The sequence below is a fragment of the Bacillus thuringiensis genome, assembly GCF_001595725.1.
GTDB lineage: Bacteria > Bacillota > Bacilli > Bacillales > Bacillaceae_G > Bacillus_A > Bacillus_A thuringiensis_K.
Map to the genome: position 1 here is coordinate 3540841 of NZ_CP014282.1, position 25291 is coordinate 3566131.

Sequence of the window (25291 nt, forward strand, 5' to 3'; positions counted from 1 at the left end):
AGCACATTTCATCTAGTTAGCGGGGGAGAAAATTCATGGCATGGGAGATTTTTAGCATCATAGGCACAATCGCTTTCGCACTAAGCGGAGCCATTGTTGCAATGGAAGAGGATTATGATATTTTCGGGGTGTATATTTTAGGAATGGCAACCGCATTTGGGGGAGGTGCCCTTCGTAATTTATTAATCGGTTATCCGATTGTCGCGTTTTGGCAACAAGACATGTTATTCCAAATCGCACTTTTATCAATGACTATTATTTTTCTTTTTCCAAATAAGTTAATTAGACATTGGAAAAAGTGGGAAAATATCACTGACGCTATTGGCTTATCGGCATTTGCTGTACAAGGAGCATTATATGCCCAAAAATTAAATTTACCAATTAGCGCCACAATTGTAGCAGCTGTTTTAACTGGTATCGGCGGCGGTATCATTCGCGATCTTTTAGCCCGCAGAAAACCTCTCGTTCTTCGAGCTGAAGTATATGCCTTTTGGACAATTTTAGCAGGTTTCTTAATTGGAGCTCAAATTATTGTTAGCGATTGGGCTCTTTACATTCTATTCATTTTAATTGTTTGCTTCCGCATGGTTTCTATTCATTACAAATGGCATTTACCGCACAGACGTATCGAAACGAAAGAACGTTCAATGCATAAATAGCACTCTAACCTCTTTACATATCGTAAAGAGGTTTTTCTTTTCTAACGATTTTTTCTTTATATAATGTTTATACTAATTTTTAAAGTGAGGTGAATACAAATGACAAACCACGTTAATAAAGGAGCTCAAAAAAGCTCAGTAAATCAATTTGGACACGATCCTAATTCAGCACACGAAAAGAGCGCTAAAATGGAACACTTCCATAAAACACACCAAGAAAAAGCCAAAAAAGAGTAAACGAACTTATACACAAAAATCGACGCACAGTTTATGTACTGTGCGTCTCCTCTTCGAGCATCAAATCCATACTCGATATTCCAATTAAATCATTTTTATCATATGCATCTTCTTGCAACAACCGCATCGCCTGTGTACGAATTGATTTTTCAACAATATTCCGTACATACCGCCCATTACTAAACGATGTAATTTGCGACGAATACTTCACCGCATGTAAATGATCCCTAAATTTCCATTCAGCTTCTTTTGATAACTGATATTCACGACCTTCATACATTCTCTTCCCAATTTCCAATAGCTGATTTACCGAGTAATCCGCAAATTCAATAATAAATGGAAAACGAGATTGCAGCCCTGGATTTAATGAAAGAAAGTGATTCATTTCTCTTGAATATCCAGCTAAAATCAATACAAAACCATGTTGTTTATCTTCCATATGTTTTACAAGCGTATCAATTGCTTCTTTTCCAAAATCCTTCTCTCCTCCTCGAGCTAAAGAATACGCCTCATCAATAAACAAAATACCTCCCATTGCTTTTTTTATTAAATCTCTTGTTTTTTGAGCTGTATGGCCGATGTACTCTCCTACAAGATCAGCACGTTCAGCTTCAACCAAGTGCCCTTTTGATAGAATATTCATCTCAAACAGCAATTTTCCTATCATTCTAGCAACAGTTGTCTTCCCTGTACCCGGATTCCCTTTAAACAGCATATGAAGTACTTGCTTCTCAGACTTCAATCCCTTCTCTTGTCTTTTTTTATTCACATAAATCCAAGCATATATTTCTTTTATTATCTTTTTTATATCATCCATCCCAACAAGCTTCCCCATCTCTTCTTCAATTCTCTGCAGCATTTCATGTTTAATTGCAGTTTCATTTGAAATTACCGTTTTATTTTCTGCGGCTGGCAAAGAAATTTTCTTTCGATGGTTTAACACAATATTAATTTGATTGTTGTTTTTCTTTCGCATCGATTGTTCCATACAATCACCTCATTTTATCCACTCACCAAATATTATTATTCCTGTCCCCCTTGTAAATGCCTATTTTCAGAAAAGTTTGCTATAATATAAGAAATAATTAAGGTGGTGGGACTATGGAGACAACGGAATTCCATGATACAATACAAGCCTTTTCTATTTTTTTATTGAATAAAGGCCGAAAACCCTCAACTATTAAACGTTATGTTTATGACGTTGAAGACTTCGGACATTGGTTAGAAAAAAACAAAAAGCTCCCTTCCAGTAATATATGGGCTACACTTTGTACAAAAGACTACGAAGATTACTTTTCCGATTTAAAAACGAATCGACATTACTCAGAAAAAACGATGCATCGTGTATTTATTGTACTAAATAGAATGCATCATTTTCTAAACATCCCTAATCCATTGAAGAATATGGAAATATCCATTCAACCAGACCGTACACTTCGTAACGAAGATTTCATTTCACCTGATGAAGAAAAAAGATTAAAGTATATAGTCACTTCATTAGAAGGACTTTCAGAAAAACAACTTCCTGTGCGCCCTTTATTAATGGCTCGCAATATCGCTATTTTAAATCTATTGATCGACTACGGTTTATCCTTACAGGAACTTACAGCATTAACAATGCATCACGTTCACTTTGAAACTAACACATTGTCAATCCCAGCAACCGCAGGTGTAGAAAGAACAATTACATTAGCAAAAGAAGACAAAAAACAACTATATAATTATTACAAAAGCATCCCAGAACCAGTTCGCCCTAAATACCATAGTGATGATCCATTATTTGTCGCATTCGATTTTAACCGCGGAACATACAGGTGGGTATATGAAAATGATGCACCAAAGGCATTAACGGAAATTGCTATACAAAAAATGATTCGCCTCGAAGTGGCTAGAGCCAATTTACGTAAAGGAATTTCAGGACAACATTTTCGTAACACCTATATTTTAAACTTAATAAAAAAAGAAACTCCTGAATCAGAAATTATAAAACTCGCTGGATTCAAATCAAAAATTTCATTAAAGCGATATTATCAATACGCAGAAAATAGAAAAAACGCCTTATTGTAAGGTGTTTTTTCTATTTTTTCTTTAAACAAACGATTTTACTATGACCATTTAACTAATTTCTGCATCTACTATGATGAGTTTCGTTCACATTTTCGTGAGAAAGGAGAGATTTAATGTCTCGTTATAACGACAATCAAAACAAATTCTCCAAACCATGCTTTCCAAGTAGCGCCGGACGAATCCCAAATACTCCATCAATCCCAATTACTAAAGCTCAACTTAGAACATTTCGTGCGATTATTATTGACTTAACAAAAATAATCCCAAAACTTTTCGCCAATCCATCTCCCCAAAATATTGAAGATCTAATCGATACATTGAACCTACTAAGTAAATTTATTTGTTCACTAGACGCTACTTCCTCCCTGAAAGCACAAGGGTTAGCTATTATTAAAAACTTAATAACTATATTAAGAAATCCAACCTTTGTAGCAAGCGCTGTATTTATTGAGCTTCAAAATCTCATTAACTATTTACTATACATTACAAAATTATTCCGAATTGACCCTTGCACACTTCAAGAGCTCCTTAAATTAATAGCAGCATTACAAACTGCTCTAGTTAATTCTGCTTCGTTCATCCAAGGACCTACCGGACCTACTGGACCAGCAGGCGCTACTGGTGCCACTGGACCTCAGGGACCTCAGGGACCTCAGGGACCCCAAGGCAACACAGGCGCTACCGGCGCTACCGGCAATACGGGCGCTCAAGGACCTGCGGGGGCTACTGGGGCTACTGGTGCCACTGGACCTCAGGGACCAAAGGCAACACAGGCGCTACCGGCAATACGGGCGCTCAAGGACCTGCGGGGGCTACTGGGGCTACTGGTGCCACTGGACCTCAGGGACCTCAAGGCAACACAGGCGCTACCGGCAATACGGGCGCTCAAGGACCTGCGGGGGCTACTGGCGCCACTGGATCTCAGGGACCTCAAGGCAATACAGGCGCTACCGGCAATACGGGCGCTCAAGGACCCGCGGGGGCTACTGGCGCCACTGGATCTCAGGGACCTCAAGGTAACACAGGGGCTACCGGTGCCACTGGACCTCAAGGTGCTCAAGGTAACACGGGGGCTACTGGGGCCACTGGGCCTCAAGGTAACACGGGTGCCACTGGACCTCAAGGTGCTCAAGGTAACACGGGGGCTACTGGGGCCACTGGACCTCAAGGTATTCAAGGTAACACGGGGGCTACCGGTGCCACTGGACCTCAAGGTGTTCAAGGTAACACGGGTGCTACACCTCAAGGTGTTCAAGGTAACACGGGTGCTACCGGTGCCACTGGACCTCAAGGTGCTCAAGGTAACACGGGTGCTACTGGCGCTACTGGACCTCAAGGTGTTCAAGGTACACGGGTGCTACCGGTGTGGACCCACGGGTGCTACTGGCGCTACTGGACCTCAAGGTGCTCAAGGAGGGTGCTACCGGTGCCACTGGACCTCAAGGTGTTCAAGGTAACACGGGTGCTACTGGCGCTACTGGACCTCAAGGTGTTCAAGGTAACACGGGTGCTACCGGTGCCACTGGACCTCAAGGTGCTCAAGGACCTGCCGGTGCTACTGGCGCTACTGGACCTCAAGGTGCTCAAGGACCTGCCGGTGCTACCGGTGCCACTGGACCTCAAGGTGTTCAAGGTAACACGGGTGCTACCGGTGCCACTGGACCTCAAGGTGCTCAAGGACCTGCCGGTGCTACTGGCGCTACTGGACCTCAGGGGCCTCAAGGTAACACAGGTGCTACTGGTGCCACTGGACCTCAAGGTGTTCAAGGTAACACGGGTGCTACGGGTGCTACTGGTGCCACTGGACCTCAAGGTACTCAAGGACCTGCTGGTGCTACTGGCGCTACTGGACCTCAAGGTGCTCAAGGTAACACGGGTGCTACTGGTGCCACTGGACCTCAAGGTGTTCAAGGTAACACTGGGGTGCTAACTGCTACTGCACTGGACCTCAAGGTGCTCAAGGTAACACGGGCGCTACTGGTGCCACTGGACCTCAAGGTACTCAAGGACCTGCTGGTGCTACTGGCGCTACTGGACCTCAAGGTGCTCAAGGTAACACGGGTGCTACTGGCGCTACTGGACCTCAAGGTGTTCAAGGTAACACGGGTGCTACTGGCGCTACTGGACCTCAAGGTGCTCAAGGTAACACGGGTGCTACCGGTGCCACTGGACCTCAAGGTGTTCAAGGTAACACGGGTGCTACAAAGGTGTTCAAGGTAACACGGGTGCTACCGGTGCTACTGGACCTCAAGGTGTTCAAGGTAACACGGGTGCTACTGGCGCGACTGGACCTCAAGGTGCTCAAGGTAACACGGGCGCGACTGGACCTCAAGGTGCTCAAGGTAACACGGGCGCGACTGGACCTCAAGGTGTTCAAGGTAACACGGGCCTGGACCTCAAGGTGTTCAAGGTCACGGGTGCTACTGGTTGGACCTCAAGGAAGGTACGGGTGCTACACTGGACTCAAGGTGTTCAAGGTAACACGGGTGCTACCGGTGCCACTGGACCTCAGGGTATTCAAGGGCCAACGGGCGCGACTGGTATAGGAGTTACTGGACCTACCGGACCTTCTGGTGGGCCTCAGGGACCTACTGGACCTCAGGGACCTCAAGGTAACACGGGTGCTACTGGACCTCAGGGTGCTCAAGGACCTGCTGGCGCTACTGGACCTCAAGGTGTTCAAGGTAACACGGGCGCGACTGGACCTCAAGGTGCTCAAGGTAACACGGGCGCGACTGGACCTCAAGGTGTTCAAGGTAACACGGGTGCACTGGACCTCAAGGTGTTCAAGGTAACACGGGTGCTACCGGTGCCTGGACCTCAAGGTGTTCAAGGACCTGTTGGTTCAAGGTGTTCAAGGTAACACGGGTGCTACCGGTGCCACTGGACCTCAAGGTGTTCAAGGACCTGTTGGTGCTACTGGACCTCAAGGTGTTCAAGGGCCAACGGGCGCGACTGGTATAGGAGTTACCGGACCTACTGGGCCTACTGGACCTAGTTTCCCTGTAGCAACAATTGTTGTAACAAACAATATTCAACAAACAGTACTACAATTTAATAACTTTATTTTCAATACTGCAATTAACGTAAACAATATTATCTTTAATGGCACAGATACAGTTACAGTTGTCAACGGTGGTATTTATGTAATTAGCGTATCTATTTCTACAACTGCGCCAGGATGCGCTCCTCTTGGAGTAGGCATTTCAATTAATGGGGCAGTCGCAACTGATAATTTCTCTTCAAATTTAATAGGCGACTCACTTTCATTTACTACAATCGAAACATTAGCAGCTGATGCAAGAATCTCTGTCCAATCTACTCTTAATGAGATTACGATCCCTGCAACAGGAAACACTAACATCCGCCTTACTGTATTTAGAATCGCTTAAATTTCACTATATATTGTTTATGACAAATAAAAAAAGAGCGAGGAAACTCGCTCTTTTTTGTTATGTACAATAATTCATTACTATTCTAATTCAATTGAAACATTTTTTTGTGGTACAAATGTAGAAATTGCATGTTTATAAATAAGCTGTTGCTTACCTTCTGTTTCCAGCAGGACTGTAAAATTATCAAATCCTTTAATTAGTCCACGAAGCTGGAAACCATTTAATAAGTACAGCGTAACAAACGTATTTTCTTTACGGAGTTGATTTAAAAACTGATCTTGAATATTGATTGATTGCTTCATGTCGAATCCTCCTCTTTTTCTCTACTTACTATTATTCGACTTTACTTGTAACTTTCCTTCTATGTATCGTAAAATTTCTGACGTTTTTTCACCGTCTGTAACATCAAACCACGTGACGTCCATTTTATTACGGAACCACGTTAATTGACGTTTTGCATAACGACGCGAATTCGTCTTTAATTGTGATACCGCATCTTCTAAAGAGGCTCGATTCTCAAAATAATCATAGATTTCTTTATATCCAATAGCTTGAATAGATTGACAATCTCGTATCCCTCTATTATACAGCCCTTCTACTTCCTCTAATAGGCCTTGTTCCATCATCAAATCCACTCGTAAGTTAATGCGATCGTATAGCATTTCTCGATCCATTGTCAAGCCAATTAATGAAACATCATAGAGTAACTCTTTTTCTTGTTTCTCAATTTGGTCACTCATTTTTTCACCCGTCGTGTGGAAAATTTCTAACGCCCGAATGACACGTCGTGCATTATTTGCATGAATACGCTCCGCACTTTCTGGATCTACTTCTTGCAATTTTTTATGTACATATTCCACACCGCGTTCTAAAGCTAACTTTTCCATTTGCTCTCGGTATATCACATCACCAGCATCATCTGTAAACTGATAATCGAATAAAACAGATTGTATATAAAGACCGGTCCCACCAACTATAATTGGTAATTTACCACGTTCTGTAATTTCTCGAATATGCTTGCGAACACGTTCTTGAAATTCCGCGACAGAAAATGAATCTTCCGGATTTTTTATATCGACCATATAATGTGGAATTCCGTCCATCTCTGCTTTTGTTACCTTTGCAGTTCCAATATCCATCGTTCGATAGATCTGCATGGAATCACCACTAATAATTTCACCGTTCAACGCTTTAGCAAGATCGATACTTAACTTTGTCTTTCCAACAGCAGTTGGTCCAATGATGACAGCAACTTTTTCACGTTGCACTTCTCCCATATCATTCAACTCTCTTTATGTAATATACTCCATCTATTGATTATACCCAATCTTACCAATTTTAACGGCATGATTGCAAGTTCTTTCATTTTGGTACATGAAATTATATATAAAAAGAACATAGTTTGTCCAATTCTGCATATACATGATAAAAATAGTTTCGAGAGGATGAGTTAACTATGAAACAATCCACCATCAATTTTTCATCTTTGACAAAAGACCTCATTTTAGCTACTTCTACAAAAGAACAAAATTGTTCACAAGAGGAGTTATACTTCGCCCTAAATTGTTTACTACGGGCTTTTCATTCTACTCTCCATGAAACAACATTACATCCAGAAAATGAAAATACAGAATATATACAAACGCAATTTTGCAGTGCATATAAAATTATTACAGGTAAAACTATTTATCCTTTTCAATAACCCATAAAAAGCGGTTGCTTACATAAATTCAAGCAACCGCTTTTTATATTAATATCGATAACCTATTGTATAACTTTCACTTTTACAGATTTGCGCCCCCAGCTATTAGCACTACCATCTGAACCGACCAATACATCAATACGATTTCCTTTAATCGCACCACCAGTGTCTCCAGCAATCGCTTCTCCATACCCTTCTACCCATACTTTTGATCCAAGCGGAATTACTTTCGGATCAACAGCAATTACTTTCATATTTGGATTTGCTGTTAAATCATGCCCCATTGCAGTTAATACACGACCACCATACGAACCATTCTCACTCGGATCTGCTGTATATGCCGTCGCTTCTACCGTAATTTCACGACCACCAGCAGGCGCACTTGTTTCAGTAGATTTTGCAACTGGTTTTGCAGCCGGTTTTTCTTTTACCACAGGTTTACTTGATTCTACCTTCTTAATAGACTCTTTATTCTTAACTACTGTATTATTTTTAACCGGCGTATTTGTTCTAGCTGGCGCTTCTTCTTGAGCTACAACCTCTTTCTTTTCAATTACAGGTGCCGTTCCTGTTAAAAATGGCACGTGAACATATCCGACTTTTCCATTGTAGTCGAATTGTAACCATTCATTTTGAACATGATTCGTCGTTTCAATCACATCATCTTTATTAAGTTTACCTAAAATTTCAGAATCAGTATTCGCTCCAGCACGAACATTTAATACACCCGCCGTTACATAATATGTGCTCTTTGTAAACTCAGCACTTACAAACGCTTCCTTACCGTTCAACTTAATTTTTGTCCATCCATTTTCTGTATTTATAACATCTAGTGTATTCCCACTTAACACTTTACCTACAAGCTTTGACTCTACATTTGGGTTTTCTCTAACATTTAATACGTCTGTTGTTACAATTGTTTCCGCTTTAGCAGAACCCGCAAAAATCCCAAGACCAAAAACTGCTGCTGTTGCTATACCTAATAATTTTTTCATGAATAGCCTCCATTTGCTTTGTTTTCGTATTTTTATTATAGCAACAGATTTTTAGAATTTTCGGAAATCACACAATTACAAAGCATTCGTAATATACGATTAACGAGTTGTAACATAAATTCCCATATTAATAAAATGTATTTCTAATACAATTTCCAATGGTGTTCATATATTTTTCATATACGAGCGCAAGAACTTTTTCCAGAAAAAATTACAGTGTTACTTTTTTGTTACAAAAAATTCACAATTCATTACATCTTTTACTAAAAAACATCAATATTCAATTGTTAACCTATTTTTTTGTAATAAAAAGAGAGCAGCTACTAAAAACTGCTCTATTTTCATTTGTTATTGAACTTTCTTTTTCCAAACACCTAGCATAATAGCCGAGACAATTGTTCCAATTAATATAGAGAAAATATATAGTAACGGTTTATTTACTAACGCTATTACAAATAATCCACCATGCGGTGCCGGTAATGTAATTTGGAATAACATAGATAACGCCCCTGCAATACTTGAACCAACAACACAACTTACGATTACTCGAACCGGATCTGCAGCTGCAAACGGAATCGCACCTTCTGTAATGAATGATGCTCCCATAATATAATTTGTTAAACCAGACTTACGTTCCGCTTCTGTAAACTTTGATTTAAAGAATGTAGTTGCGAATGCAATCGTAAGTGGCGGTACCATACCACCAGCCATAACTGCTGAGTGCACTCCAAAATTCTGCGCTTCTATTGCAGCAATACCAAACGTAAATGCCGCTTTATTAATTGGACCCCCCATATCAATTGCCATCATACCACCTAAAATAAGACCTAGTAATATAGCATTCGTACCGTTTAAACCATTTAACCACCCTGTCAACATTTCATTTAATGCTACTACAGGCGGAATTACTACTTTTTGCATTACAACTCCTGTAATCAATAATCCAAAGACTGGATATAACAATACAGGTTTAATTCCTTCTAATTGTACTGGTAGTCCTGAAAATAATCTTTTCAACCCTAAAACAACATATCCAGCTAAGAAACCAGCAATTAATCCACCTAAAAATCCCGCATTCGCATTCGCCGCTAAAAATCCACCTACAACACCAGGCATAAAACCAGGACGATCAGCAATAGAACTTGCAATAAATCCAGCTAAAATTGGTACAAGGAATAAAAACGCACCTGTTTTTCCTCCACCAATTGACATGAACAATTCAGCTAAAGGACCTTCCGCCTTTATACCACCAAACGAAAACGCTAGCGCTATTAAAATCCCGCCACCAACAACGAATGGAAGCATATTACTTACACCGCTCATTAAATGCTTATAAATTCCTAATCCCTTTTCTCCCTCAATACTTTCTGACTTCCCGTCCTCTTTTACACCTTTAAAGATTGGTGCATCTTGTTTGACAGCTCGTTTAAGCAGATTTTCCGTTTTTCGAATCCCATCAGCAACTGGCACTTGAATGACATGTTTACCAGCAAAACGATTCATTTCTACTTGTTTATCCGCCGCAACAATAATAGCTGTTGCACGTTCAATATCCTCTTTCGTTAAACCGTTTTTAATACCCGTTGATCCATTTGTTTCAACTTTAATCGCTATTCCTAACTCTGTCGCTTTTGCTTTTAAGCTATCCGCTGCCATATATGTGTGAGCGATTCCAGTTGGACAAGCTGTAACAGCAAGTACGTACGGTTCATCTCCTTCTGGTTTTGCAACTTCAATCTCTTCTTCTTTTTCATTCTCTTTTTCATCAAATAGTTGAAGAAGCTCACTTTCATCCTTCGCTTCTAATAGTTGCTTGCGAAACCCTTCATCCATTAATAATGTCGATAAACGAGACAACGTTTCTAAATGAGTATTATTCGCTCCTTCACTTGCAGCAATCATAAAGAATAAGTGTGCTGGCTGTCCGTCAAGCGACTCATAATTGATACCGCTTACACTTCTACCAAAACAAATCGATGGTTGTTTAACAGCCTTTGTCTTCGCATGAGGTATTGCAATACCTTCCCCTATTCCCGTCGTACTTTGGGACTCCCGCTTTAAAATAGCTTCTTTAAATTCCATTTTACTATTTAAACGATTTGCCCCGTTTAATTTCTCAACTAATTCATCTATGACAGCTTCTTTATTTGAAGCTGTCAAATCCATAATGACTGTATCCCTTTTTAATAGTTCTGTAATTTTCATATGTTGCTTCCCCCTATCGCTTAGCTACAATTACTTGCGACAATAATTCTTCTACTTTTTCCTTCTTACATAAATCAGCTGAAAATGCTGTTGCACTCCCTGTTGCAACGCCGTATTGAAATGCCTTTTCAATATCTTTTGTCTGTTCATATTTGCCTACAAACCCTGCAACAAGAGAATCTCCGGCCCCAACTGAATTAATTACAACACCTTTTGGAACAGTCGCTTCATATATACCTTCTGCCGTAAATAATAAAGCTCCCTCTCCAGCCATCGATACGATAACGTGTTTTACACCTTGTTTAATTAATTTTCTTCCATAAGGTAAAACGTCCTCTACTGTTGAAAGCTCCACTCCAAACAACTCACCAAGTTCATGGTGGTTTGGCTTAATTAAAAATGGCTTATTTTTAATTACATGTTGCAGTGCACTTCCACTTGCATCTACTACTACACGAATACCTTTTTCAGCTCCAAACGCAGCAATTGATTCGTAAAAGGTACTTGGAATAGAAACTGGTACACTCCCAGCAAGTACAACACAATCTCCAGGTTGCATACTCTCAATTTTTTTCATTAACTGTTCGAACTGCTCTTTTGTTACAATAGGACCTTGGCCATTTAATTCTGTTTCTTCTTCCCCTTTTATTTTCACATTAATGCGAGTATCTTCATCTACTTGGACGAAGTTTGTTGTTACACCTTCCGTCTGTAATACCTCTTTAATAAATTGACCAGTAAATCCACCAGTAAATCCAAGTGCTATATTTTTAACACCTAAACGCTGAAGAACACGAGAAACATTAATGCCTTTTCCTCCAGGAAACTTCATATCTTTCTCCGCTCGATTTATTGTTCCTAAATCAAAAGAAGAAACTTGCACTACATAATCAATAGATGGGTTTAAAGTAACTGTATAGATCATTTTTTATCAGCCTCAATTACATTGGTTTGTCTTTTATATTTTTCTAAATCAATTTCTAAATGGTTTGTAATAATATTTGCATCTTCAACATTTGCAATTTTCGCAAATGCAACTTCTGAAAACTTACTTTCATCAATTAAGAAATATCCTTCGTTTGCTAATGTTAATGCCATTTGTTTTAAGAGCGCTTCTTCTGGATCTGGCGTTGTAAAGCCAAGCTGTTCATGTACACCATTTGCACCTAAAAAACATTTATCAAAACGATACTTCTGCATACTTTCCTGTGCCATAGCACCGATTAAAGCTTTCGTCCTACTCTTCATCATTCCGCCTAGTAAATACGCACGAATATTATTTTCAACTAAAGCTTCAATATGCATAAGTCCATTCGTAACGACAGTAACATCTTTATTTATTAAAAATGGAATCATTTCAAATGTTGTACTTCCTGCATCTAAATAAATACAATCACCTTGGTCAACAACGCTAGCCGCATAATTAGCAATTTGTTGTTTTATTTGAATGTTTTTGGATGATTTTTCAACCATCGTTGGTTCTTTCCCTTTTCCTGTTAAAACAGCAGCACCACCATGAACTCTTTTTAATAACCTTTGCTTTTCCAATTGTGCTAAATCACGGCGAATTGTCGACTCAGAGCTTTCTGTTCTTTCAACTAATTGCTGTAATTTTACAACTTTCTGTTCTTTTACAAGTTGTAATATCATTTGATGACGTTCAGGAGTTAACATTTTATTCACCTCTTCTTTGATTACAGTATAATGAAAACGGTCACAAAAATCAACCATAAACAATCAAAAATAATCAAAAACATCCACAAACGTTTATAAACATCAAAAAAGAAACCTATTCGATCAAACAATCAAATAGGTTTCTTTTCTAAATTCACTTATAAAGAAGCTTTATATATACTTAGAACATCATCTTTATTTAATTTTTTAAAGTTACCAAATTCACCATACGCCATCGCTTTATTAGCCATTATATCAATTTCACTTTCTCCAATAGCGTAATCAGACAATGTTACTGGTGCCTCAATTGAAGTCCAAAATTGACGCAATGCCTCAATTCCTTCTAATGCCACTTCTTTATCTGTTTTGCCATCTGTTTCTATATCAAATACACGAATAGCGAACTGTTTAAAACGACTTACATTTTCCTCTACAACATGTTTCATCCAGTTCGGGAATAAAATCGCAAGGCCACCTCCATGCGGTATATCATGAACAGCAGAAACTGCATGTTCAATATTATGAGTTGCCCAGTCACCTCTTACTCCCATCGCTAAAATGCCATTTAACGCCATCGTTCCGCAATATAAAATTGTTTCCCTATGCTCATAATTTTCTAAATCACTTAAAAGCTTAGGTGCTGTTTCAATGACTGTTCTTAAAACAGATTCACAATAACGGTCTTGTAGTTCTGTATTCGTTCCATGATGGAAATATTGTTCTAATACATGTGACATAATATCTACCATACCATAAATCGTTTGATCTCTCGGTACAGATGCAGTATGAACTGGATCTAAAATTGAAAACTGCGGGAATGTAACTGGGCTTCCCCATCCATACTTTTCATTCGTTTCCCAGTTTGTAATTACCGAGCCTGCATTCATTTCAGATCCTGTTGCTGCAAGAGTAAGTACAGTACCAAATGGTAATGCCTCACTAGCAAATGCTTTTTTCGTTACAATATCCCATACATCTCCATCATATTTGCTACCAGCAGCAATCGCTTTCGTACAGTCGATTACACTTCCTCCACCAACTGCTAAAATAAATTCGACTCCATTCTCTTTACAAATTTGAATCCCTTTCTTTACAGTTGATACACGAGGATTCGGTTCAACACCCGTCAATTCAAATACTTCTGCATTAATATCCTTTAAAATAGAGATTACATTATCATAAATACCGTTTCTTTTAATACTGCCTCCTCCATATACGAGAAGAACCTTCTTACCAAACTGTGGAATTTCAGTTTTTAACTGTTCTAATTGATCTTTACCGAAAATAAGTTTCGTTGGATTACGAAATACAAAATTTTGCATATTTCTTTACCATCCCTTCTATATGAAAAGCAACTATACTTTTGTATACCATATTTTTTTCATTTCACAAAAAGATTTGCTTAACAAAAAAGCCCCAGCCTAAAGGCTGAGACTTTTATTGATAATAAGGTGAGATCATTAAGTAAACAATAACACCAGATAAACTTACATATAACCAAATTGGCATCGTCCAACGTACAATTTTACGATGACGTGTTAATTGATTTGTAAAACCAAATACAAGTGCAAACAATGCAAGTGGTACAATAATTGCTGCCAGGATAATATGCGTAATTAAAATAATGAAGTACACATATTTAATAAACCCTTCTCCGCCAAAATGTGTTGCTGGCGCCAAGTAATGATACGATAAATAAGAAACACAAAATAGCAACGTCGTTGTAAATGCTGCGAGGATAAAACCACGGTGCATTTTCACATTCTTTTTAATAATAGAGTATAAAGCTGCTAATAAGAATACGAACGTAAAGCTATTAAAAATCGCATTTAACATTGGTAAAATTGTTACATCAAAATGTACTTCTCCTTCATAGCCAACAGGTCCAAAGAACAAAAATAAAATAATCGCATTTACAATTACAGAAAGCGTTATCACAATAGGAGCATAGCTTTTCTGATTTGTTGATTGATCCACCAAAATGGTCACTCCCTCTTCCTTCAAATATGTATACGTAACCTCACTATTTTAACATACTATTCACAGTGTAAATGTGACAATAGTTTGACACAGCAAGACAAGACAAAGAAAAAAATCCTTCTTAATAAAACTTCTTAAGAAGGATTTTATCGCTTTATTATTCAAATAGCAATGCGATTAGTTTTTGTTAAAAAATGTATCGCTATATGCTTGAAAAATTTCAGACACTTGATATCCCATTAAAGAAATTGCTGTTAATGAAAAGAAACCAATCATAAGAAATCGAAACCACATATAAATCTCCTCCTTGTATTTAGCTTAAAAAACATTCACTATAGTACAAGTTGAGTGGCACTCTTCATCGTCACTTTCCTTTTTCCTTACAATTGCTGTAATAAATCGAATCATAAAGAAAACTACAAAAGGAAATTGTTCGTAATTCACATTGGCATAGTTTAGCAACGGCTCGCGCTGCATATCGAACGGAGATGAGAAGGAATAGAACATACCTTGCTCTTCCATATATACAATTACAATTTTCATGCAAAATACGATTCCTAGAAACGAAACAATATCTTGCCATTCTGTTGTATATAACAGGTTATACAGCTCTAATACATACTCTTCCATCATCATCCCCCCTTCCTTTTTTACCATTTTGCTCGCCTTCGTATAAAAAGTCAAGAAAAAAGTTTATATTCACTATGACAATAGTAATTACTTGTTTCTATGATTATATATGATTCTTTTATAGCAATGATTGGGTGTAACTCTCTTCGAAAATAAGAAAATTAGAATCGAACAGATTCCTCATTCTTACTTTTAGGATTCAAAACTGTGCTATTTTTATTTCTATTAAAAATAAAATAAGAAAGTATTATAAGAACTGTAACAAACATTGTTAAAAGTGCTTGTGAACGTAAAGTATCAATTGCGAACATTGCAACTAAAACTGCTATAATAGCAGCAATTGTAACATACGTTACATACGGAAAAAGCCACATTTTCACTTTCAAATTTTGTTGTTCTACTTTCCCCATTTTTTTACGCATCTTTAAATGCGAAACTGCAATAACGAGATAAACTAGTAGCGCAATCCCGCCAGATGCATTCACTAAAAACAAAAAGACTTTATCTGGAGAAATGTAACTAAACACAACTCCAATATAAGCGAAGAACGTTCCGAATAAAACGGCCCGAACAGGAACACCACTACTGTTCAATTTTAAAAATGACTTTGGAGCATCTCCTCTTTCTGCCATTGAAAAAAGCATTCTTGAATTTGTATATAATCCTGAATTTAAGCAAGAAAGCACAGCTGTTAAAACGATAAAATTCATAATTTGCGCTGCCGCTGGTATTCCTATATGTTCAAGTACAGCTACAAATGGACTTTTTAATATGTTTGCTGAATTCCATGGCAGTAGTGTAACAACTACCGCTATAGACCCAATAAAAAATACAAGAATACGCCAAATCACACTGTTTGTTGCTGTTTTTACTGCTTTTACAGGTTCTGCAGATTCACCTGCTGCTACTGCTACAATCTCTGATCCCATAAATGAAAATATAACGACAGTAATTCCAAGCAATACCGAACTTATACCGTTTGGCATAAATCCACCTTGTCCAATTAAATTCGAAGTGCCGGGTGCTTCTGTTCCTGGAACAAATCCTAAAATAACAGCAAGACCTAGACAAAGGAACAAAACAATACTTATTACTTTAATAAAAGAAAACCAATATTCAAACTCTCCAAATGATTTTACCGAAAAAACGTTCGTCAGCGTTAATAAAATTGTTAATATTAAACTTAATAACCAAAGCGGTATTTGTGGAATCCAATATTGGATAATACCAGCACCTGCTGTGGCTTCTATTGCAATAACAATTACCCAGAAAAACCAGTATAACCAGCCTATTGTATAACCCGCCCAAGGACCAATCGCTTCTCTTGCATACGTTGCAAATGAACCACTTGTCGGATTAACAGCTGCCATTTCTCCTAGCATTCTCATGACGAAAATGACTAGAAGTCCTGCTAATGCATATGAAACGATAGAACCTGGTCCTGCCGAATGTACAACTGCACCACTTCCAACAAACAAACCAGCCCCTATTACGCCGCCAATTGAGATCATTGTAATGTGGCGTATTTTGAGGTCTTTCTTTAGATTTTTATCCAAATCTTGTACATCCCCTTCCAAACTAAATTTTGAAATTTATGTAAGAGTACTGTGCGAAAGATTTTGTCCTATACTTTAAAATATATCAAAATATTCTGAATTTAACAATTACAATTCAACCTCCTTCAAAAATTATTACATTAGGTTTAATACTTTCCTATACACAATTGTTGAGAAAATTATAGTCCTCTTACAAAAGAAAGAACTTTCAGATATTATTAAATAAACAAGATTATACATCTAGACAACTTTTTGTATAGGAGTGTTGATATGTTAAACAAGTTCAAATTTTTTTGTTGTATTTTAGTAATGTTCTTACTTCTACCGCTATCCCCTTTCCAAGCACAAGCAGCAAACAATTTAGGTTCAAAATTACTCGTTGGATACTGGCATAACTTTGATAACGGTACTGGCATTATTAAATTAAAAGACGTTTCACCAAAATGGGATGTAATCAATGTATCTTTTGGTGAAACTGGTGGTGATCGTTCCACTGTTGAATTTTCTCCTGTGTATGGTACAGATGCAGACTTCAAATCAGATATTTCTTATTTAAAAAGTAAAGGAAAGAAAGTAGTTCTTTCAATAGGTGGACAAAATGGAGTCGTTTTACTTCCTGACAATGCCGCTAAGCAACGTTTTATTAATTCCATACAATCTCTAATCGATAAATACGGTTTTGATGGAATAGATATTGACCTTGAATCAGGTATTTATTTAAACGGAAATGACACTAATTTCAAAAACCCAACTACTCCCCAAATCGTAAATCTTATATCAGCTATTCGAACAATCTCAGATCATTATGGTCCAGATTTTCTATTAAGCATGGCTCCTGAAACAGCTTATGTTCAAGGCGGTTATAGCGCATACGGAAGTATCTGGGGTGCATATTTACCGATTATTTACGGAGTGAAAGATAAACTAACATACATTCACGTTCAACACTACAATGCTGGTAGCGGGATTGGAATGGACGGTAATAACTACAATCAAGGTACTGCAGACTACGAAGTCGCTATGGCAGATATGCTCTTACATGGTTTTCCTGTAGGTGGTAATCCAAATAACATTTTCCCAGCTCTTCGTTCAGATCAAGTCATGATTGGGCTTCCAGCAGCACCGGCGGCAGCTCCAAGTGGTGGATACATTTCGCCAACTGAAATGAAAAAAGCTTTAAATTATATCATTAAAGGCGTTCCGTTCGGAGGAAAGTATAAACTTTCTAACCAGAGTGGCTATCCTGCATTCCGCGGCCTAATGTCTTGGTCTATTAATTGGGATGCAAAAAACAACTTTGAATTCTCTAGTAACTATAGAACATATTTTGATGGTCTTTCCTTGCAAAAATAATAAAAAACAACAATAGGTTATAGGGCCTATTGTTGTTGTTTTTTATTTATGTAAATTACTTTTTCACTTCTACATGATGAAAAGATTCTTTTTCATCTCTTACATAACTATTCACAAGACTTAAAAGTAATTTACCACCAATTAACATCGCTTGTTCATCAAAATCAAATTGAGGATGATGGTGTGGATATGTCGCTCCTATTTCTTCATTCCCCGCACCTGTGAAGAAAAATGCTCCAGGAACATGTTCTAAGTAGTATGCAAAATCTTCTCCCCCCATAATAGGTGGTACTTCCATGACCCGTTCTCTGCCAAGATCACGTTCCGCAACCGTCATAAAATGACGTGTTTCATCTACATGATTTATTAATATTGGATAGCCTCGTTTATATTGAATATTAACTTCAGCATGAAGAGACTGACAAATCCCTTCAACAACTCGTTTAAATTCCTTCTCCATATATTCTCTCACTTCAGGATCTAGCGTTCGAATGGTCCCTGTAAATGTAGCAGTATCTGCAATAATATTATCTGCTTGACCAGCATAAAATGTGCCTACTGTTAATACTGCAGATTGAAGCGGATCTACTTTTCTACTAACTAAAAGTTGTAATTGATTAATAACTTGCGTTGCGACGATAATAGTATCTACAGTATGATGCGGCATACCTCCATGACCACCTCGCCCTTGAACCTTCACTTCAAAAGAATCAGCTGCTGCCATCATTGCTCCAGCTCTTGCACCAACAATTCCTAATGGCATTTGAGAAGATAAATGTGTACCAAATACAACATCTACTCCCTCTAAACAACCATCCTCAATCATGGCAATTGCCCCACCAGGTTCTTTCTCTTCTGCATGTTGATGTATAAGAACTATTTTTCCAGAAAGCTGATCTCTATGGTCACTTAATATTTTTGCAACTCCTAAAAGTGTTGCTGTATGTCCATCATGCCCACAAGCGTGCATTACACCAGGAATCTTTGATTTATATGAAACTTGCTTTTCATCTTGGATAGGTAGTGCATCGAAATCAGCACGTAGCGCTATCGTCTTCCCAGGTCTTCCACCTTCAATTACGCCGATTACTCCTCTGCCCCCGATATTTGTTTTCACATCAATATGAAAACTTTTTAAGGTTTCAGCTATTTTTCTCGGCGTTTCTATTTCTTGAAACGATAGCTCTGGATATTGATGAAAATCTCTTCGCCATGAAACTATTTGGTTATATAAACTTTCCAATTCTTTATGCCATGTTTCTATCATAGAAATTCCCCTTTCTTTATTTAACACTTTAAACAAAATTTACATAATATTCAGTGTTTAATCAATAAAAAAAGAGAACTTTCTCTAAAAGTCCTCCTACTATTCTATTCACTATTTTGCTTCAACACAAAAACTGAAAGTTCAGGTACACTCCAAAATCTAACAGGCATCCTAGTAGTCCCAATGCCACGATTTACATATAAATATAACGGCTTACTCTTCCCCTCTACTTCATACATACCTTCAACATAGCTCTCAGCTAGTTTGGTAGTAATTAACGGACCTACAAAAGGAATTTGGACTTGTCCTCCGTGACTATGTCCTGACAGTTGAAGATCAACCGGGTAACGATTTATTTTGGTTACAACATCCGGCTCATGTACTAATAACATGTTGAAATCATTTTGTTTCAAGTTTTTTAAAGTTGAATCTATTTGCGGCTTCCCTAATAGAAAATCATCCAAACCTGATATTGTAATATATTTGCCGTTTTCCACTTTAATTTTCTGCACTTCATTTACTAATACAGAAAAACCAGCTTCCTCCATATATTCTTTGTAAAATAAACTACCGCCCCCACCCCTATCATGATTCCCAAACACAGCATATTTCCCTAAGGGAGCGTAAATTTTCTGCAAAATAGCCTTCGCTTCTTCTTTTTCCGCACTATAAGACCCAAATTTATCTATTAAATCCCCGGTAAAAACTACTATATCTGGATGTAATTCATTCATCTTCTCCACTAAATGTTCAAGTTGCTTCAGTGTAAACTGTGGTCCTAAATGTACATCTGAAAACTGTAATATTTTTTTATTATTAAATTCTTTAGGAATTGCAGAATCTTCTATTTCATTCCATGTAACTGTTACTAGTTTTCGTTCTATTTCTGTCGCATAATAATACAAACTTACTGGTATCATTAATATACTTATAAAACTAATAATAAATATCTTTATGATTGATTTTTTTCGTTCTTTTTTTACATGATTCGTATTCATGTTTTCACCTCTAGAAACACTTTAAATCCTTATTGTTACATTAATGTGACAACATGAATAATGTTCTTAATATGTAATTCCCTCCCTATTCACTTTGACAATTTTATACAGAAGTCATAACATATTTTTATAATACATAGATTTTTGAAATTTTCTCTATTCATTCCATCATTTTATTACGGAGGGGTTATTCATGTCTGTATTTACACCAGAAGAAATTACGGAACTTGCTGCGAATTCAGGAAGGAAAAAAGCTCATTTATCATTGCTCCCTATGCTAATTCTTGGTTTTTTTGGTGGTGCTTTTATCGCATTAGGATATTTACTCGATATTCATGTTATTGGGACAATGCCAAAATATTGGGGATCATTTTCTAGTTTTCTAGGCGCTGCTGTATTCCCTATTGGTCTTATTCTCGTTATTCTTGCAGGCGGTGAACTAGTAACTGGTAACATGATGACAGTTTCTATGGCCTGGCTTCAAAAGAAAATTACTTTATTTTATTTCATACGAAATTTAGTTATTGTTACATTTAGCAATTTCATAGGGGCTGTATTTGTAGCCTACTTTTTCGGTCATATCGTTGGCTTAACTGAAGGAGCTTTTTTAGCGAAAACTATTTCTATCGCTCAAGCGAAACTACAAGATACACCATTGCAAGCATTTATTTCTGCAATCGGATGTAACTGGCTCGTTTGTTTAGCTGTTTGGCTCAGTATGGGAAGTAAAGAATTTATCGGAAAGATTATCGGCATTTGGTTCCCGGTTATGACTTTTGTTGCGATTGGATTTCAACACGTTGTAGCCAATATGTTTGTCATCCCAGCCGCGATTTTTGCCGGTCATTTCACTTGGGCTGAATATTTTCCAAACTTTATTTTTGTTTTCTTTGGAAATTTAGTAGGAGGTATGTTATTTGTAGCACTACCTTACTCCATATCTTATAATAAGGAACTACCTTCTTATCAAGAGAAGACTGAAATGAAGAACAAATCTCTGTCCGCTTAAATGGAATGTCAATAAAGTGCCCTAAAAAAATATTACAAATTTCATTTTTTTTGCGAATATATGTACGTACACTTGTTCTCGAATGTTTTATACGTTATAATAACAACTTAAATAGCATTATTTACATATGAGGTGAAAAACATGAACAAAACAGAATTAATTAAAAACGTAGCACAAAATGCTGAGATTTCTCAAAAAGAAGCTACTGTAGTTGTACAAACTGTAGTAGAATCAATCACTAACACTTTAGCTGCTGGTGAAAAAGTACAACTTATCGGATTCGGTACATTCGAAGTTCGCGAAAGAGCTGCTCGTACAGGCCGTAACCCACAAACTGGTGAAGAAATGCAAATCGCAGCTTCTAAAGTACCTGCTTTCAAAGCTGGTAAAGAACTAAAAGAAGCTGTAAAATAATGAAAAATATCCTTCTCATTTATGAGAAGGATATTTTTTTCATAACATAATTAATAAATATCTGACCATTATGCTGTTTCTTTTGTTCTTTTATGCAAATAAAACCTTTACTTTCAAAAAAAGGTTTTGCGGTAATGCTCGCCTCTGTATATATCTCCCTATGCCCCAATTTCACTGCTTCTTTTTCTAACTTCTGTAGTATGTATGAAGCGACTCTTTTCCCTTGATGATCTTTATGTGTAAATAAACGATCTACGTAATGCTCATCGTTGTAATCCCCAAATCCCAATATTACACCGTTATGATCCGCTACATAACTAATATTCTTCTCTAAAGACTTTAACCAGCTTTCTCTATCTAGTTGATCCGGTGCCCACACCTGTAGCTGTAAATCATTATAATCTTTTGCATTAACCGTATGAACTGTCTCATAGAACATTTGTAATACTTGATCTAAATCTTCTTTCTGAAATGTCCTAATTATAATATCTTTTAACATATATAAGTCTCTTTACCAAACTACCTCTTAACTTTTCTACTATATACAATTCCATATTTCTTCTTTATTATATCGTTTTAATTTCTATACGAACAAAAAAACAATACTTATTTAAAGTATTGTTTTTTTAATTCTATTCAATTACTTAATGCAGCTTTTTAAGATTTTAATTTAACTCTTTGTAATCGTAACGCATTTAATACAACGGATACAGAACTAAATGCCATCGCTGCTCCAGCAACCCAAGGGGCTAAGAAACCTAATGCCGCAATTGGAATTCCTAACGCGTTATAAGCTAATGCCCAGAATAAATTTTGTTTAATATTTCTTATCGTTATTTTACTCATAAAGATCGCATCAGCAATACTATTTAAGTCACCGCGGATTAACGTTATATCCGCTGCTTCCATCGCTACATCCGTTCCCGTTCCAATTGCCATACCAATGTTCGCTGTAGCAAGAGCAGGAGCATCATTTATCCCGTCTCCAACCATCGCTACTTTCTTACCATTTGCTTGCAGTTTTTTCACTTCTTCTGCTTTTCCTTCTGGCAATACTTCTGCAATTACGTAATCAATACCAACTTGCTTTGCAATTGCCTGAGCAGTTTGTGTATTATCTCCTGTAATCATCACAACGTCTAGACCCATTTTTTTCAGTCTTGCGATAGCTGCTTTTGAAGTATCTTTCACCGTATCCGCAACGGCAACTATACCAACATATTCTTTATCAATTGCAATAAGCATTGCTGTTTTTCCTTCTCGTTCTAGCGCTCCCATTGATTTAGAAACTTCTTCAATATCAATATTGAATTTCTTCATTAATCGACGTGTACCAATTAATAAGTGTTTTCCTTCTACAACTGATTCGATACCAAATCCCGGAATCGCTTCAAACGTTTCTGAACTTGGGATATCAATTTTCTTTTCTTTAATTCCTTCTACAATCGCTTCTGCAAGTGGATGTTCAGAATTTCTTTCTGCTGCCCCTACTAATCTAAGCAATTCATTTTCATTGAATCCATCTGCTACAATTACATCTGTTAACACCGGCTTCCCATTTGTCACTGTACCCGTTTTATCTAAAATAACCGTATCTAATCGGTGCGTTGCTTCTAAATGCTCTCCACCTTTAAATAAAATACCATACTCTGCTGATCTTCCTGATCCTGCCATAATAGATGTAGGCGTTGCAAGACCTAATGCACATGGACAAGCGATAACAAGTACTGCTATCATTTTCTCAAGTGCTCCGCCAAAATCACCAGGTGTAACAAATATCATCCATACTGCAAATGTGATAATCGCAATCACAACTACAACCGGTACGAAAATACCTGAAATTTGATCTGCTACCCTTTGAATAGGAGCTTTTGAACCTTGTGCCTCTTCTACTACTTTAATAATTTGAGCTAATGCAGTATCTCTTCCTACCTTAGTTGCTTTCACTTTTAAAAAGCCATTTTTATTTATTGTCGAACCTATTACTACGTCCCCAATTGACTTATCAACAGGAATACTTTCACCCGTTAACATCGATTCATCAATTGCTGACTTTCCTTCTACAATTTCACCATCTACTGGTATTTTTTCACCAGGCTTTACATAGACGATATCACCAGCTACTACTTCTTCAATCAAAATTTTTATTTCTGTTCCATCTCGCACAACTGTAGCTGTCTTCGCTTGTAAACCCATCAATTTTTTAATTGCTTCTGATGAGCGCCCTTTTGCTTTCGCTTCAAATAATTTACCTAAAATAATTAATGTAATAAGTACCGCACTTGTTTCAAAATATAAATCTGTCATATGTTCCGAAGAACCAATAGATTGAATACTTACATATACACTATAAAAATAAGCGGCCGACGTTCCAAGCGCCACGAGAACATCCATATTCGCACTTTTATTACGTAACGCTTTATAAGCCCCAACATAAAACTGTCCACCAATGCTAAATTGAACAGGAGTTGCAAGTGCTAGTTGCACCCAAGGATTCATTAACATATCTGGTAAATAAATAAACGACGTAAATGAGAAATGACTAACCATTGCCCAAAGTAACGGGAAAGATAAAATAAACGAAATAATAAACTTCTTCTTTTGTCTTTCAATTTCTTGTAATCGATGATCAGTTGATGCATCTTGATCATCTGGTTTCACTTCTAATTTATATCCTAGCTTCGTAATCGCGCTCTTCATTTCATTTACATTAACTTCATCAGGATTAAAGTCTACTGTAGCTGATTCTAAAGCAAAATTTACTGTCGCTTTGTTCACACCATCTAACTTATTTAAACGCTTTTCAACTCTATTTGAACATGCTGCACATGTCATTCCTGAAACAGTAAATTCGGCTTTATCACTTACAATTCCATATCCTAACGATTCAACTTTTTCTTTAAACTGTTGCGGATTTGTTTTAGTTGAATCGTATATTATTTTTGTTTTTTCAAGCGCAAAATTTACATTTGCCTCATGGACACCTTCTACTTTTTTTAGACCTTTTTCAATTCTATTTGCACATGCCGCACATGTCATTCCTGATATTTGAAGATTGGCCTCTTTTTTTTCATTCATGTCTCTCACCTCTATATACCCTTATGAGGTATAATTATTAGCAAAATAAATCGTACTTCATTTAAAGTACGA

General features: G+C 37.3%; 22 protein-coding genes and 1 pseudogene. 8 read left to right on the forward strand and 15 right to left on the reverse strand.

Translation table 11 applies throughout. The features are described 5' to 3' along the window. Positions 1-35: 35 nt before the first annotated feature. Together AXW78_RS17550 and AXW78_RS34465 are read left to right on the forward strand one after the other, a co-directional pair. The gene (locus AXW78_RS17550) at positions 36-659 is read left to right on the forward strand and encodes a trimeric intracellular cation channel family protein (protein ID WP_000312267.1); all 624 of its coding nucleotides are present in this window, start codon (positions 36-38) and stop codon (positions 657-659) included. A 99-nt stretch (positions 660-758) separates the two neighbouring features. Beyond that, positions 759-896, forward strand: a complete 138-nt coding sequence (locus AXW78_RS34465) for a hypothetical protein (RefSeq protein ID WP_000181501.1) — start codon at positions 759-761, stop codon at positions 894-896. A gap of 31 nt (positions 897-927) precedes the next feature. Here the strand turns inward: AXW78_RS34465 and spoVK are convergent, their stop codons facing one another. Further along, positions 928-1884, reverse strand: coding sequence for a stage V sporulation protein K (gene spoVK / locus AXW78_RS17560; protein ID WP_061884497.1), 957 nt, complete (start codon positions 1882-1884; stop codon positions 928-930). A gap of 113 nt (positions 1885-1997) precedes the next feature. On the opposite strand from spoVK, the gene AXW78_RS17565 reads away from it, so the two are divergent. After that, positions 1998-2963 (forward strand): tyrosine-type recombinase/integrase, encoded by a 966-nt coding sequence (locus AXW78_RS17565; RefSeq protein ID WP_000450324.1) that lies wholly within the window; start codon positions 1998-2000, stop codon positions 2961-2963. A 113-nt stretch (positions 2964-3076) separates the two neighbouring features. After that, positions 3077-6355, forward strand: a pseudogene (locus AXW78_RS34935) (Gly-Xaa-Xaa repeat protein). Positions 6356-6435: 80 nt separating this feature from the next. Here the strand turns inward: AXW78_RS34935 and hfq are convergent. Both hfq and miaA read right to left on the reverse strand, forming a co-directional pair. Beyond that, a complete protein-coding gene (gene hfq / locus AXW78_RS17575; protein WP_000813896.1) occupies positions 6436-6660 on the reverse strand; it encodes an RNA chaperone Hfq in 225 nt (74 codons plus the stop codon). Positions 6661-6681: 21 nt separating this feature from the next. After that, positions 6682-7635 carry a tRNA (adenosine(37)-N6)-dimethylallyltransferase MiaA gene (miaA, locus tag AXW78_RS17580; protein WP_000504932.1) on the reverse strand — a complete coding sequence of 318 codons (954 nt, stop codon included), beginning with the start codon at positions 7633-7635 and terminating at the stop codon, positions 6682-6684. Positions 7636-7814: 179 nt separating this feature from the next. Between miaA and AXW78_RS17585 the strand changes: the two genes are divergently transcribed. Continuing rightward, positions 7815-8060 carry a hypothetical protein gene (locus tag AXW78_RS17585; RefSeq protein WP_000814428.1) on the forward strand — a complete coding sequence of 82 codons (246 nt, stop codon included), beginning with the start codon at positions 7815-7817 and terminating at the stop codon, positions 8058-8060. A 62-nt stretch (positions 8061-8122) separates the two neighbouring features. Here AXW78_RS17585 and entD read toward each other — a convergent pair whose 3' ends face one another. The 8 genes from entD to gabP form a co-directional block, all read right to left on the reverse strand. Continuing rightward, the gene (entD, locus tag AXW78_RS17590; RefSeq protein WP_000734615.1) at positions 8123-9055 is read right to left on the reverse strand and encodes a cell wall-binding protein EntD; all 933 of its coding nucleotides are present in this window, start codon (positions 9053-9055) and stop codon (positions 8123-8125) included. 348 nt (positions 9056-9403) lie between these two features. After that, positions 9404-11260 carry a PTS fructose transporter subunit IIABC gene (locus AXW78_RS17595; RefSeq protein WP_000704594.1) on the reverse strand — a complete coding sequence of 619 codons (1857 nt, stop codon included), beginning with the start codon at positions 11258-11260 and terminating at the stop codon, positions 9404-9406. Positions 11261-11273: 13 nt separating this feature from the next. Beyond that, entirely contained in the window at positions 11274-12185 is a 912-nt protein-coding gene (gene pfkB, locus AXW78_RS17600; protein WP_000640861.1) for a 1-phosphofructokinase, read from the reverse strand. Then, a complete protein-coding gene (locus AXW78_RS17605; RefSeq protein WP_000957273.1) occupies positions 12182-12934 on the reverse strand; it encodes a DeoR/GlpR family DNA-binding transcription regulator in 753 nt (250 codons plus the stop codon). The genes pfkB and AXW78_RS17605 overlap by 4 nt, the downstream gene beginning before the upstream one ends. Positions 12935-13092: 158 nt before the next feature. Further along, complete coding sequence (locus AXW78_RS17610) at positions 13093-14256, reverse strand: iron-containing alcohol dehydrogenase (RefSeq protein WP_001179069.1); 1164 nt, start codon at positions 14254-14256, stop codon at positions 13093-13095. A gap of 115 nt (positions 14257-14371) precedes the next feature. Then, positions 14372-14914 (reverse strand): DUF420 domain-containing protein, encoded by a 543-nt coding sequence (locus AXW78_RS17615; RefSeq protein ID WP_000228316.1) that lies wholly within the window; start codon positions 14912-14914, stop codon positions 14372-14374. Between the two features lie 318 nt (positions 14915-15232). After that, positions 15233-15571, reverse strand: coding sequence for a hypothetical protein (locus AXW78_RS17625; RefSeq protein ID WP_116777651.1), 339 nt, complete (start codon positions 15569-15571; stop codon positions 15233-15235). Positions 15572-15705: 134 nt separating this feature from the next. Continuing rightward, positions 15706-17100: a GABA permease gene (gene gabP, locus AXW78_RS17630; RefSeq protein WP_000360113.1), complete on the reverse strand. Its 1395-nt coding sequence runs from the start codon at positions 17098-17100 to the stop codon at positions 15706-15708. 270 nt (positions 17101-17370) lie between these two features. Here gabP and AXW78_RS17635 point away from each other — a divergent pair, with 270 nt between their 5' ends. Continuing rightward, positions 17371-18453 carry a chitinase gene (locus tag AXW78_RS17635; protein ID WP_000932438.1) on the forward strand — a complete coding sequence of 361 codons (1083 nt, stop codon included), beginning with the start codon at positions 17371-17373 and terminating at the stop codon, positions 18451-18453. A gap of 55 nt (positions 18454-18508) precedes the next feature. On the opposite strand, the gene AXW78_RS17640 is transcribed toward AXW78_RS17635, so the two are convergent. Next, positions 18509-19720, reverse strand: coding sequence for a M20 metallopeptidase family protein (locus tag AXW78_RS17640; protein ID WP_000573496.1), 1212 nt, complete (start codon positions 19718-19720; stop codon positions 18509-18511). Positions 19721-19824: 104 nt separating this feature from the next. After that, a complete protein-coding gene (locus AXW78_RS17645; RefSeq protein ID WP_001095331.1) occupies positions 19825-20718 on the reverse strand; it encodes a metallophosphoesterase in 894 nt (297 codons plus the stop codon). A 193-nt stretch (positions 20719-20911) separates the two neighbouring features. Here AXW78_RS17645 and AXW78_RS17650 point away from each other — a divergent pair, with 193 nt between their 5' ends. Continuing rightward, positions 20912-21727 carry a formate/nitrite transporter family protein gene (locus AXW78_RS17650; RefSeq protein WP_000110538.1) on the forward strand — a complete coding sequence of 272 codons (816 nt, stop codon included), beginning with the start codon at positions 20912-20914 and terminating at the stop codon, positions 21725-21727. 141 nt (positions 21728-21868) lie between these two features. Further along, a complete protein-coding gene (locus tag AXW78_RS17655) occupies positions 21869-22141 on the forward strand; it encodes an HU family DNA-binding protein (RefSeq protein WP_001043904.1) in 273 nt (90 codons plus the stop codon). Positions 22142-22160: 19 nt separating this feature from the next. On the opposite strand, the gene AXW78_RS17660 is transcribed toward AXW78_RS17655, so the two are convergent. After that, a complete protein-coding gene (locus AXW78_RS17660; RefSeq protein WP_000910162.1) occupies positions 22161-22640 on the reverse strand; it encodes a GNAT family N-acetyltransferase in 480 nt (159 codons plus the stop codon). A 158-nt stretch (positions 22641-22798) separates the two neighbouring features. After that, on the reverse strand, positions 22799-25219 hold the full coding sequence (locus tag AXW78_RS17665) for a heavy metal translocating P-type ATPase (RefSeq protein ID WP_061884499.1): 2421 nt from the start codon (positions 25217-25219) through the stop codon (positions 22799-22801). Positions 25220-25291 lie beyond the last annotated feature (72 nt).